General features: G+C 62.3%; 14 protein-coding genes. 2 read left to right on the forward strand and 12 right to left on the reverse strand.

What is annotated here, in order from left to right:
* Positions 1 to 370 precede the first annotated feature (370 nt).
* Positions 371 to 661 (reverse strand): hypothetical protein, encoded by a 291-nt coding sequence (locus tag ACTNAU_RS05040; RefSeq protein ID WP_441097759.1) that lies wholly within the window; start codon positions 659 to 661, stop codon positions 371 to 373.
* 261 nt (positions 662 to 922) lie between these two features.
* Between ACTNAU_RS05040 and trkA the strand changes: the two genes are divergently transcribed.
* Both trkA and ACTNAU_RS05050 read left to right on the forward strand, forming a co-directional pair.
* Positions 923 to 2,284, forward strand: a complete 1,362-nt coding sequence (trkA, locus tag ACTNAU_RS05045; RefSeq protein ID WP_256135267.1) for a Trk system potassium transporter TrkA — start codon at positions 923 to 925, stop codon at positions 2,282 to 2,284.
* A gap of 15 nt (positions 2,285 to 2,299) precedes the next feature.
* The gene (locus ACTNAU_RS05050; RefSeq protein WP_441097760.1) at positions 2,300 to 3,754 is read left to right on the forward strand and encodes a TrkH family potassium uptake protein; all 1,455 of its coding nucleotides are present in this window, start codon (positions 2,300 to 2,302) and stop codon (positions 3,752 to 3,754) included.
* A gap of 74 nt (positions 3,755 to 3,828) precedes the next feature.
* Here ACTNAU_RS05050 and ACTNAU_RS05055 read toward each other — a convergent pair whose 3' ends face one another.
* The 11 genes from ACTNAU_RS05055 to ACTNAU_RS05105 all read right to left on the reverse strand — a co-directional run bounded on the left by ACTNAU_RS05055 (position 3,829) and on the right by ACTNAU_RS05105 (position 11,992).
* Positions 3,829 to 4,416 carry a M23 family metallopeptidase gene (locus ACTNAU_RS05055; protein ID WP_441097761.1) on the reverse strand — a complete coding sequence of 196 codons (588 nt, stop codon included), beginning with the start codon at positions 4,414 to 4,416 and terminating at the stop codon, positions 3,829 to 3,831.
* Between the two features lie 3 nt (positions 4,417 to 4,419).
* Positions 4,420 to 4,608: a hypothetical protein gene (locus ACTNAU_RS05060; RefSeq protein ID WP_441097762.1), complete on the reverse strand. Its 189-nt coding sequence runs from the start codon at positions 4,606 to 4,608 to the stop codon at positions 4,420 to 4,422.
* A gap of 13 nt (positions 4,609 to 4,621) precedes the next feature.
* Complete coding sequence (locus tag ACTNAU_RS05065) at positions 4,622 to 4,855, reverse strand: hypothetical protein (RefSeq protein ID WP_021660956.1); 234 nt, start codon at positions 4,853 to 4,855, stop codon at positions 4,622 to 4,624.
* On the reverse strand, positions 4,855 to 5,139 hold the full coding sequence (locus ACTNAU_RS05070; RefSeq protein WP_021660957.1) for a hypothetical protein: 285 nt from the start codon (positions 5,137 to 5,139) through the stop codon (positions 4,855 to 4,857). The genes ACTNAU_RS05065 and ACTNAU_RS05070 overlap by 1 nt, the downstream gene beginning before the upstream one ends.
* A 12-nt stretch (positions 5,140 to 5,151) precedes the next feature.
* Complete coding sequence (locus ACTNAU_RS05075; RefSeq protein ID WP_441097763.1) at positions 5,152 to 6,684, reverse strand: hypothetical protein; 1,533 nt, start codon at positions 6,682 to 6,684, stop codon at positions 5,152 to 5,154.
* 16 nt (positions 6,685 to 6,700) lie between these two features.
* On the reverse strand, positions 6,701 to 7,732 hold the full coding sequence (locus ACTNAU_RS05080) for a siphovirus ReqiPepy6 Gp37-like family protein (protein WP_441097764.1): 1,032 nt from the start codon (positions 7,730 to 7,732) through the stop codon (positions 6,701 to 6,703).
* A gap of 3 nt (positions 7,733 to 7,735) precedes the next feature.
* A complete protein-coding gene (locus ACTNAU_RS05085) occupies positions 7,736 to 8,581 on the reverse strand; it encodes a phage distal tail protein (protein WP_441097765.1) in 846 nt (281 codons plus the stop codon).
* A complete protein-coding gene (locus ACTNAU_RS05090) occupies positions 8,578 to 10,740 on the reverse strand; it encodes a phage tail protein (protein ID WP_441097766.1) in 2,163 nt (720 codons plus the stop codon). The genes ACTNAU_RS05085 and ACTNAU_RS05090 overlap by 4 nt, the downstream gene beginning before the upstream one ends.
* Before the next feature lie 71 nt (positions 10,741 to 10,811).
* Positions 10,812 to 10,955, reverse strand: coding sequence for a hypothetical protein (locus ACTNAU_RS05095; protein ID WP_216400786.1), 144 nt, complete (start codon positions 10,953 to 10,955; stop codon positions 10,812 to 10,814).
* 29 nt (positions 10,956 to 10,984) lie between these two features.
* On the reverse strand, positions 10,985 to 11,374 hold the full coding sequence (locus ACTNAU_RS05100; protein WP_441097767.1) for a hypothetical protein: 390 nt from the start codon (positions 11,372 to 11,374) through the stop codon (positions 10,985 to 10,987).
* A 12-nt stretch (positions 11,375 to 11,386) separates the two neighbouring features.
* Positions 11,387 to 11,992 carry a major tail protein gene (locus ACTNAU_RS05105; protein ID WP_216400785.1) on the reverse strand — a complete coding sequence of 202 codons (606 nt, stop codon included), beginning with the start codon at positions 11,990 to 11,992 and terminating at the stop codon, positions 11,387 to 11,389.
* Positions 11,993 to 11,994: the final 2 nt, after the last annotated feature.

Raw genomic sequence — 11,994 nt, forward strand, 5'->3', positions numbered from 1 at the left:
ACGCACCCCCCGGGAGAAGGGCCGCACCCGTCTCTCCCTCCGGCTTCCCCCGCCGCAGGCCCCCGAGGGGAAAGACTGCGCCCACCTCTATCCCCAGCCTTCCCCCGACCCGCGAACGAAAAAGACGCCCCTGTCCCTGTATCCCCCTTCCCTTTTGCCCCCATTGAACGGGCAGAGTGCGCTTTCGCCCCCTGGCAAAAGGCGATTTTCCCCCATCACCGGCAGAGAAAACCAACAAAAAAGGCCTGTCCCCACTTCCTATCTGGGGGCAGGCCCCTTTCCCTTCCACACAAAAAGGGCGGGTCACCGCCACAGTTGCCGGTGACCCGCTCTTTTCCTTCTCTCAAGCCGCCCGCAGGCGGCCTCCCTTTTAGATGCGCAGCTTCTCCTCCAGTTCCCCCGCCTCTTTTTTCTCCGCAAAGGCGGCGTCGGCCTCTTTCAGCCAACCCTCCAGGGCGGTGCGCCCCTCCTCGTCAAGGGGAAAGGACTGCTCGCCCTCCACCGCGCTCTTGGCCCGGCAAAAGTACCCGTACCAGACCTCCGCGAGCAGCTGTCCCTCCTGGGGCCAGATCCGGTAGTTAAACCCCCTGTGGCTGCCCACATAGTCGTTTCCGCTCTCAAAGTAGTCCAGATTGGGGACTTCCAACACCCGCTCTTCCACCGCTCATTTCCTCCCTTGTTCCAGGGGACAGGCCAGCCGCCCCCAGCGATCTCCTGTCAGACAGTATAGCAGATTTTCGCCGCCCCCGGTAGCCCTCCTCCCCGACCTGCCCCCCTGTTTTTCTCCCTTTTCGCCAAAAAATCAGGGCAGGATTTATATAAAGATTTCGTTAATTTCATTCGCCTTATTGTTAATAACGTGTTAAGATATACCCATCGCGACAAAATTCTTTTCTTTTCACGAGAGATGAGAGGTGTTGAAATGAAAATCGTCATTGTCGGCGACGGCAAGGTCGGTCTGGCCCTCACCGCCCGCCTGTCCCGCGCCGGGCACGACGTGGTGGTCATCGACCGCGATCCCCGGGTGCTGGAAGAGAGTTTACAGACCTATGACGTGATGGTGGTGCAGGGCAACGGCGCCTGCAAGTCGGTGCTGGAGGAGGCGGGCATCGACACCGCCGATCTCCTCATCGCCGCCACCAGCAGCGACGAGATCAACCTCCTGTGCTGCATGGTGGCCAACAAGATGGCCAATGTCCACACCATCGCCCGGGTGCGCAGCCCTGAATACGCCGGCCAGCTCAACTTCCTCAAGGACGAACTGGGCCTCTCCATGACCATCAACCCCGAGATGGCCGCCGCCCGGGAGATCGACCACCTGCTCCAGTTCCCCTCCTTCCTCAAGCGCGACCGCTTCGCCAAGGGGCGGGTGGAGATCGTGGAGCTGAAGATCTGCGCCGACTCCCCCCTGCGGGGCAAGCCCCTCTCCCAGCTCTACAAACTCATCCGGGTCAAGGTGCTCGTCTGCGCTGTCGAGCGGCGGGGGATGGTCTACATCCCCTCCGGCGCCTTCACCCTCGAAGAGGGGGACAAGATCTCGGTCACCGCCGACAGCAAGGACCTGGTGACCCTGCTAAAAAATCTGGGCCTCACCACCGAGCGCACCCGCAGTGCCCTCATCATCGGCGGCAGCCGCATCGCCTACTACCTGGCGCGCCGCCTCCTCTCCAGCGGCATCACCGTCAAGATCATCGAGCAGGACATCGCCCGCTGCGAGGAGCTGGCCGCCCTGCTGCCCAAGGCCACCATCATCAACGCCGACGGCAGCCGGCAGGACATCCTGCGGGCCGAGGGGATCACCTCCACCGACGCGGTGGTCACCCTCACCGACATGGACGAGGAAAACCTCATCATCTCGATGTACGCCACCCATGTGGGGGTCCCCAAGAGCATCACCAAGATCAACCGGGCCGAGTACGTCGACACCTTCTCCGACCTGGGCATCGACACGGTCATCAGCCCCAAAGACCTCTGCTGCACCGACATCGTCCGCTATGTGCGCGCCATGGAAAACACCACCGGCGGCGCGGTGCAGACCCTGCACTACATCGTCGAGGGGAAGGCGGAGGCGCTGGAGTTCGTGGCCACCTCTGCCACCCGCCATCTGGACGAGCCCCTGACCCAGGTGCCCATCAAACCCAACATCCTCCTCTCCTGCATCCTTCGCGGGGGAAAGACCATCATCCCCCAGGGCTCCGACTGCATCCGCCTGGGCGACACCGTCATCGTCGTCACCACCGCCGAGCAGACCATCCGGGACCTGGGCGACATCTTCGCGGGATAGGCGGGGGAGGAAGCTATGAACTGCGCGATCATCAGCCGCTACCTGGGCAATCTCCTGCTGTTGGAAGCGGCCTTCCTCGTCCCCCCCGCCGCCATCTCCGCCTCCCTGGGGGAGGAGGCCGCCCGCCGCGGCCTCCTCCTGACTGTCGGCATCCTCGTGGTGCTGGGGCTCCTCCTGCGGCGGGCAGGGCAGAGATCCGGCTCCACCTTCTACGCCAAAGAGGGGTTTGTGCTGGTGGCCCTGGCCTGGGTGGTCATGTCCTTTCTGGGCAGCCTCCCCTTCTACTTCAGCGGGGAGATCCCCAGCCTGGTGGACTGCTTTTTTGAGACGGTCTCCGGCTTCACCACCACCGGCGCCTCCATCCTCACCGACGTGGAGGCCATGAGCAAGGGGTTGCTCTTCTGGCGCAGCTTCACCCACTGGCTGGGCGGCATGGGGATGCTGGTCTTCCTGCTGGCCGTCGCGCCCGGGCAAAAGGGGCAGGGCTTTACCCTGCACCTGATGCGCGCCGAGAGCCCCGGCCCCTCGGTGGGGAAACTGGTGCCCAAGATGCGCCAGACCGCCAAGATCCTCTATCTCCTCTACGTCGGGCTGACAATCATCTGCGTCCTCTTCCTGCTGGCAGGGGGGATGCCCCTCTTCGACAGCCTCTGCACCGCCTTCGGCACCGCCGGCACCGGGGGCTTCGGCATCAAAAACGACAGCATGGCCGGCTATTCCATCTACCTGCAGGGGGTCTGCACCGTCTTTATGGCCCTCTTCGGGGTCAATTTCAGCGTCTACTACCTCCTCTTCCGCAACTGGCGCGCCGCCCTTAAAGACGAGGAGGTGCGGCTCTACTTCGCCATCATGCTCAGCGTCTCGGCCGTCATCGCCTGCAACATCTACCCCCAGATGGGCTCGGTGGGGATGAGCATCCACGAGGCCACCTTCCACACCAGCAGCATCATGACCACCACCGGCTTTGCCATCTCCAACTTCGACCTCTGGCCGGAGCTCTCCCGGGCCCTTCTCCTGGTGCTGATGATCGCCGGGGCCTGCGCCGGCTCCACCGGCGGCGGCGTCAAGACCATCCGCCTGCTCCTCATCTTCAAGAACATGAAGGCGGGCTTTCGCAAGCTGCTCCACCCCAACAGCGTGGAGACGGTCAAGCTCAACGGCCGCCCGGTCGGCCGCTCGGTGCTCGAGGGGATCAACACCTACATGTCGGCCTACTGCCTGATCGCCATCGCCTCCCTGCTGGTCGTCTCCCTGGACAACTTCAGTCTGGTGACCAACCTGAGCGCCGTCCTCTCCTGTTTCAACAACATCGGCCCCGGGCTCGACATCGTGGGGCCCATCCACAACTACTCCACCTACTCCGACCTCTCGAAGATCGTCCTCAGCCTGGACATGCTCTTGGGGCGGCTGGAGATCTTCCCCATGCTCATCCTCCTGCGCCCCGCCACCTACCGGCGGCGGCAGGCGTGAATGCCCCGCGCACCAAAGGGAGAGGCCCGACCGGATTGCTGGTCGGGCCTCTTCCCCTCTATGGGGTCTTGTCTCTACTGGATCTCGGGGATCTGCGCATCCCGCGGGTCGACCCATTCCCGGCCGTAGCCGGCGGCGATGGCCTGCCAGTCGGGGCCGGAGGCCTTGCAGTAGGTCACCCGCATGGGGTCCACCGTGGTGTCCCTCGCCCCCCGCAGCCCCCTCTTGAGCAGATTGGAGTGCCCCGTCAGGGTGGGGGTGTAGGCCGGGTAGCGGGTGTCGGTGTCAAACTCGACATGCAGGTGGGGGCCGGTGGTCAACTTCCCAGTGTTCCCCACCGTGCCGATGCGGGTGTCCTTGGTGACCCGCTGCCCCTTTTTCACCCGCACGTCCGCCATGTGGTAGTACCGCCCCACCAGGGGGCGGTGCCCGCCGTCAAAGTGGTTGACGCAGTCGTCGTAGACGATGCCCACCACATAGCCGCAGACGTTGTCCCATCCGGCAAAGGCCACCGTGCCCTCGCCCTGGGCGTAGACGGTGGGGCCGCCGGTCATGTCCTGCCCGTAGTGCGGGGCCCCAAACTCCCGCTGGTAGGCGCCGCCCCACTTGTAAGACGCAGTCACCCGTGCCCGGTTGAGGGGCTGGATCAGTCTCTGTGCCATCTCTCATTCCCCCTTTTTGCCGCTGGACGGCTGTTTTGCAAAATAGAAGGTGATCACCGCTGTGGCCGCCGTCATAAAGCTCTGCACATCGATCCTCCCCGCCGCCGATAGCGCGCAGAAGACCCCCATCACCATCAGGGTGATGATGCTCTTGACATCGATGAGCCGCGCCAACTTCTCCTTCACCTGCACTTGCACCCCTCCTTTAAAGTGTCTGGACATACCAGATAAAAAATCCCAGCAGGACCGAGACAATGGCCCCGCTCATCCCCCACAGCGCCTTGGTCAGCCCCTGTAGGGAGTGGGTCAGGCTGTCGAATTTCTCCTCGAGACGGGCGAGCTGCACCGCGTGGTGGTCCAGCTCCTGGCTCTTTTGGTCCACCCGCCCCTCCAGCCTCGAAAAACGCTCGGTGCAGTATTCGTTGGGACAGGTCGACATCACTGCCCTCCTCTGTTCTCGCTGACAGTCGGGGCCTCTCCCCAGACGTTGGGGATCAGCCAGTCCTGCACCTGCTTGGGGTAGCTCATCAGCCGCTGCCGCCCCTCCTCCGAATTTTTCAGCGCCTCGCTGTGGCCCTCGGGAATGGTGTATTTGGCCCCGCCCAGGTCCACCGTCAACTGCGCTTTGATCTGGCAGCCGTCCCGGTCGACCGCGTCCAGTCGAAATGACAGCCGTTCGTCCTGTAAATCAACCATCTGTCCCGCAATGTAGATCTGTTCCATATCTCTCTCCTCCTAAGCAATTCGGTAGACAATGCCACCAGAAATTATAGCTCCCCCACTACCTGAGACTTCATGAGAACTCAATGTCCAAGGGCGGCCATCCCAGAACCCCATCAACTTAAAATGAGTATTACTAGCATAACAGCCAGGAAAAACTGACGGGGACGGGTTACTTGTAACACCATTTGCATAAAAACACACATTTGTATAGAATAAGTTTCCAATACCAATCGAGTCACTCATAAAGGGAAGGCCATATAAATCCAGTTCACTGCCACTGGTATTTGTACTAGAAATACATATTTCAAACTGTACATACACTATTTTGCCTACCCTAACATAGCGCCCACTCTTAGATGAAATGTTGAGCTGCGCGCAGTTCGGCGTCCAGCTGCCCACCTCGTAATCCCCCACCGGTTTCCCGTTGTTCTGAAACATCTGGTAGGTAGCGTAGACATTCTGGTTTGGCAGATAGGTGTTCCCGCCATTTCCAAAGATGATCTCGGTCTGCGTGGCCGCGTCCTTTTGATAGCGCAGCCCCTGGCCGGCACTGGCGCAAAAATAGTTGGCGCGCACCGTTCCCCCGGCAGTCAATCCCCCGGAAATACTGGCGTTTCCGCCCGAGAGGGGCACCGCCCCCACCTGGGCCGCCGTGTGGGTGTGCCCCGCAAGGGCCGCACCGACCTGGGCCGCCGTCACCCCGTGGGGATTTTGCTTGTTGCCGGTGTGGCTGCCCAGCGCCGTCTGCACCGCCGCCGCACTGCCGGCCGCGTCGGCCCCCACATCGCCGGCCGTCGGCATCTGTGCCAGCTTGCCCGCACCGTCCAGGGTGGCGATCCCGTCCGCCTGCCCCCTGCTGTCCGCCAGCGCCTGCAGCGCGTCCTGCCCGGCAATGCCCCCCGGCTGCCCCTTGCTCTCGGTGATCTGGTTGATCTGTGCCTGCAGAGACCCCGCCACATTGTCCGTCAGCTGGTTTTTAATGGTGTCGAACCAGCCCTGAAACTCCTCGTTTTTGCCGGTGCGGTACTCCTCCGCCCAGGCGTCCAACTGCGCCATCAGCTGGCTGAAATCCATCTGGTCAAACCCCTGGGTGTACCCGCAGACCGCCTTGTCCGTCCGGGTGTCCTGTACCGCCGACTGGGTCAGGGCGATCGCCCCCGTCTCCACCTTCACCAGCGCCAGTTGCAGGTCGTACACCTGCTTGTCCCGGCGCAGAGCGGGGGGCTGGGGGTTGTTGGCCGGCGTCCCCTCGACGACGCACACCCCCATCACCTTTTCCGGCAGATCCCACCGCAGCACCACCGCGTCCTTGCGGGGCAGCGAGGGGTGCGCCGTGGGCACGGTGACCTCGACCGCCTCATCACTGCGGTAAAAATACCCGTTGATCCAGGCCCGTCCCGGCGTGACCTGCAGTTTCATCGACCCGTCGGCCAGCACCTGCGACCCGTTTTGGTAGACGCCGTTTGGCACCAAAGCCGCAATTCTCTGGGCCGGAAAGTCCTCGTCATAGGCCAGCCCGTTAAAATATCCGTATTGTTCCGCCATCTATAAATCCCTCCTTTTACAGCTGCAACGTCTCCGGAAGGGGGGTCCCCAGCACCGGGATCACCTGGTGCACCCCGCCCTCAAAGACCTCTTCTATCTCGGTGACCCGGGCGTCCAGCCGGATCCCCCACCGGGAATCGTAGACGCTCACCACATCGCCCAGCGCCCAGTCCTCCCCGTACACAAAGGGGGCGGTGGGCAGAATGGAGGAGTCGAAGTTTTCCGCCACCTGGCTCTCCGCCAGCTTCTGCAGTCCCTCCTGGCGCAGGAGCGCCCGGTACTCCTCCTCTGTGCGCTCCTCCCGCCGCAGGCCGCCGGCGTCGACGTAGAGCATCCGCCGGTCACCCCCGCCGCTTCGGTCCACCTCCACCACCATCCGCTCGCCGTTTTCGGCCTCTTCCCCGGCCACCAGGGCCACGTTTTTGTAGCCGGTGGCCGAATAGGTGTAGACCGGGGCGAGCAGATTGTCGTACAGGTCGCTGAAGATCACCTGGGCGTTCTCCGTCTGTTCCAACGTCCGAACGGCCCCCTGGTAGATGGCCAGCTGAAGGGCGCCGTCGCCCAGCACCTCCAGGTAAAACCCCAGGTTGTAGGCCTTTGCCAGGGCGGAGACGATCTGCAGGTCGCTCTTGAACCGCGCCTGCAACTGGACGGTCTCCTCCGCTCCCCCGCCCCCAACAGAGGGCTCTGCCAGCGCCTTCACCCCCCCGGCCGCCACCGCCTTGCGCATGGCCTCGACCGCGCTGCAGGAGCAGGCAAACAGCGGTTGGATGTGCTGGTCCAGCCGGGCGGAGAGCATGCGGCCGGTCACCGACATCTCCTCCCCCTCCAGCTTGATGCCCGAGATCTCCCCCTGCTCCCGGCAGTCCAGCCGCTGCAGCCGGGCCCCTGGGCGGAGGAGGGCAACATTCTCTTTGCTGGCGGGGAGGTGCAGCTCAAACTCCCCCGGCTCGGTGTATTTCCGGCGCCAGCGCAGGGAGCCGAATTGGTCGATCACCCCGTTCCACGCCAGCCCTTGGCCGACGGGCGGGTACACATACAGTTCCATCTCTCAAGCCCCCCAGTATTCCAGGGTGTACTCCAGCTTCACATCCAGGTGTTCCACCCCCTGTTTCGCGCCGTACTGATAGGTGTTCTTCCCGGGGTACAGCTGGATCCAGTCGTTTGCCAGGGACCAGATCTCCGGGTGGGAGATCCCGTTGAGCAGCGTCCGCTTCTGGCCGCGCCCGGTCGTCACCACCACCGTGTCCCCCTCCGCCATCTCCAGCGCAAGCGCCAACTTGCCCCCGCTCCCCAACTCGGCGAGAGAGGGGTCTTTGACCGGTCCCCGGGCCACAAAGGTAATTGTCAGGCCGCAGGCCACGTTCTGGTCGTTTTGCACCTCCACGATCCGCTCCGCGATCCGCCGGGCGGTCATGATGGGGGCGCCGTACACAAAGGGGAAGCGCACCAGCGGCTCCCAATAGGCCATGTTCACCACCGACCGCTCCGGCGCGCGAAACAGCGGATAGGGGCAGATGAGGGAGATGCTCACATCCCGGGTCTTTCCCTGCAGCGCAAACTCCACGCTCTCCACCTGGTAGTCGATGACCTTCTCCCGGCCCCCCTGTTCCCAGTAGGTGAGGGTCCCCCTCTCCCGGGGCTGAAAGAAGCCGAAAAGCCGCTCTCTCTGGGCCGCGTACTCCCCCTTGATCGCCGCGGTGATGACGATGTTCCTCTTCTGGGCGCAGCTGCTCTGCCAGCTCTCCCCGTCCATTCCATCCTGCCGCTGGGTGCTCACCTCATAGGCAGCCGAGGTCAGCCCGGTGGCGTCCTTGAGCCAGAGGGGCAGAAAATACCCAAAGGAGATCTTCTCCCCCCTGCTGTTTTCACAGGTAATTTTCTTCTGTGTGATCAAGCGAATTTCACCCCCATCACCATCTGGCGCATTGCATTGCGGTTGAGCCGCGCCGTCTCCGCCGGCGAAAGGACCTTGGGGCTGTAGTTGTTCACCGTCTGGTTGAGGACCACCCCACCAGGCGCCCCGGCAGAGGCGGCGGCCAGTGTGCTGGGAGAGATCCCCCCCGCCAGCACGATCCCGCTAAACCGGGTGGGAATGGCATTTTTCATCTGCTCCCCCACGCGGTCCATCTCCCCCAAAAAGCCGATGCCCAGCCCCTTGGCCAGATTCATTCCCACCTGGTCCCGGAAGACTTTGGACGGGGAGTGAATGCCGAAGAACCCCTTGATTTTTTTGAGCACGTTGGCACAGGCCTCCTTGGCCATGTCCCAGAGGATCCCCCCCGCATTCGCAAGTCCTCTCCCGATCCCTTTAATCAGGTCGATGCCCACCTGCAACCAGTTGGTGTTGGCAAAGGCGCTGACGATCTTCCCGATGATTTCCGGGAGTTTGCCCACCAGCTGCGGGATGGCCTGTACCAGCCCGCTCGTCACTGCGGTCAGTATCTGTATCCCCGCCTGGATGATCTGGGGCAGGTTGTCCATGATCAATTTCACGATCATGGGGATCATTGCCACCACCGAATTGATCAACATTGGAAGGGCCTGCACAATACCCGCCACCAAGCTCAAGAGGATTTCCAACCCTGCGGAGAGGATCGCCGGCAGATTCTGCATCAACGTCTCCACAAAGACGGGGATGAGCGCGATGACCTGCTCGATCAAAACGGGGATCGTCTGTACGATTCCCTCGATCAATCCCAGTAGGATCTGCATCCCCGCGATGATAAGTGCCGGCAAATTGGCGATCAAGGAGGCCACCACCGTCGGGATCAGCAGTAAAATCTCCCCCACAAGCAGAGGGACAGACTGGGCAATCCCCGCCACCAAGCCCGTCAGCAGCTGGATCCCTGCTGAGATGATTTGGGGAATATTTTCCAGCAGGACCATGCTCATGCTGGAAATGAGCAGAGGGAGCTGTTCCATGAGCAGAGGAACCACCTGGTTGAGCCCCTGTATCAGCCCTAAAAACAGCTGTAGCCCCGCCCCCAACAGCGCCGGCAAAAGCGCGGGCAGTTGCCCGATCAGTGCGGAGACAAGACCCACCAGCGCCGTCATGACCGCGGGCAGAAGCGTCTGTGTCAGGCTGGGAAGAACCGCTGCCAAGGCCGCCATAAGGCTGGTCAGCACCCCCGATAAGCCGTTTAAAAAGGTCGGCAGCTGTTGGGTCAAGCCCCCGATCATCCCGTCAAACATCCCTGTCAGTGAGCTCGTCAGCGCGTCGCCGCTCACCTCATCGCCCGAAAAAAGCCCGTTGATCGCCTGGCTGATTGCGGGTTTGGCCGACTCCATACTGGATGAAAACACCTCGGCAATGGGCGCGGCCTGATCGCCCAAAACGCGAAACAGCTCCTGCTTCTTTCCATTTAGTTCCGCGATCACCTCCGCATCCATAAAGTTTTCGGCAAACTTCTTTGACACTCCGGCAATCCCCTGGAAGGCGCCTCCCACGGCACCCGCGATTCCCGAGGCCGCCTTTCCCACCACTTTCAATCCTGCGGAGATGTTCTTGGCCCCGGCGACAAATTTGCCGAGGGTCGTCTCGCCGTTTCGCGCCTGGTCAGCGATGTGCTGGATCGCCGTTTTAAAGGCCCCCAGTCCAGTTGTCTGCCCTTCGACTTGCGCCGCTTCGTCGGACATCTTCTCAATGTTGGTCGAGACGTTATACAGCTGATTTCGCAGCGCCGACACCGCAGCGCTCTGTTTCCAATAGGCCTCTTCCGCCCTGTTGACGGCGGCAGCGCTCTCGTCAGAACCGGCGGCAACCGTCTCCGAAAGCTCCTTGTATTTCTTTTTTTGCTCTTCCAGCTTTTTGCTCTGCCTATCATACTCTTCGCGCAGGGCCTCCTGTGCCGTCTGCTCCACTGCAATCGAATTGCGGAGCATCTGCTTTTTCACCAGCAGATCTTGCACCGAAGCCGCATTTTTGCCCATAGAAGCAGCGCTTTCGGCCAGCACAGACGAAAACATCTTGAGCTGCTTATTTAAAAACTCCATCTTCGCCGCAAATGTCTCGCTTCCGTTGACCTGAACGTCTACGCTCCAATCATTCGCCAAATCCTCTCCTCCTTTCTCTCTCTTTAGAAAGGGCGGGCGGCCAACGACCGCCCGCCCCTTCTCTCTTTTCCCTACGGGAGGTCGGGGATCATCTCCTCATCCAGCGGCCGCATCGGCCGCTCCTTTGCCCCCTGGGCGATCTGCCAGCAGGCGATCAGGTCGCACAGCTCCCCCATCGGCATCGCGCACAGCTCTCGGCGGGGGATCCCCAGCACCCTCCCGTAAAACCAGTACCACGCAGTGCTTACCGGCCCTGCGCGGCCTCCCCGTTTTTTGGGTCGGCCTGCACCTCGACCTCTCTGCCCTGGCCCAGCTGCATCGCCTCGGTCAGGGCCTCTGTGATCCGCCCGGCGTCCTGCGCGCCTAGCAGGCACTTCAGCTGCTCTTCGGTGAAGGGCTCTTCCTCTCTCCCCTCCATCACCCGGCAGTACTCGACCCCCTGGCGCAGCAGGACCGCCAGGATCCAGAGGATGTCGCCCAGCGCCTCGTGGATCGGCTTTTCGTCAAAGGCCGAAAAGGCCTCCTGCATCCCCTCCAGGCTGCCGTAGCGCCTGCCGATCTCCTCCACCGCACCCAGCGAGAAATTCAGCGGGCACTGCCGGCCGGCCAGCTCAATGTAACTCAACCTCTCCATCGGCTCTCCCCCTTACACCTGGGGCTCGGGAGAGGGGGCCCCAATGTGCAGCACCTGCTTGATGTAGGCCTCCGCCTTCTCCTCGCTGTCCAGGGTGGCCTCCCTCTTCCAGACGTGGGTGGCGCTGTCGTCCCGGAAGATGGCCCCCTCGATGGCCGGGGTCTGCCATTCCACCGCCTCGCCCTGGGTGGTGGCGCTGTCCTCCGGCACCTTGAACTGCACCTTGGTGAAGATGATGGCGCGGTAGGCATAGCTGCCGCTGCGCTTTTTCTTGATGATGATCCCCACCCCCAGATAGGGGGCGACGGACTCGTCGTCGTACACCAGCTCGGTGACCTTCTCCTCGCCCACGGTCACTTCGTTGGTCTTGAGCCCCAGCAGGGCTTTGCTCGCCTCCTGCAGCAGGTCGTCGGTGGTAATGGTCAGGGTGCCGCCGGCAAACGAGCTGTCGCTCTCCACCACCATGTTGTCGGCGTACAGGTTGTTCTCCTCGCCAGCCTCAATGCTGGCAGACAGTTCCACTGCCCTGCCCATCAGGCCGCCGCCCTGGTAGCTGACGGTGCCGCCCTCGCTCTGATACAGGGCATAATACGGTTTGCTCACGCCAATAGTCGCCATCT

This window comes from Bittarella sp. HCP28S3_D9 (genome assembly GCF_052065655.1).
Classification (GTDB): Bacteria; Bacillota; Clostridia; order Oscillospirales; family Ruminococcaceae; genus Bittarella; species Bittarella massiliensis.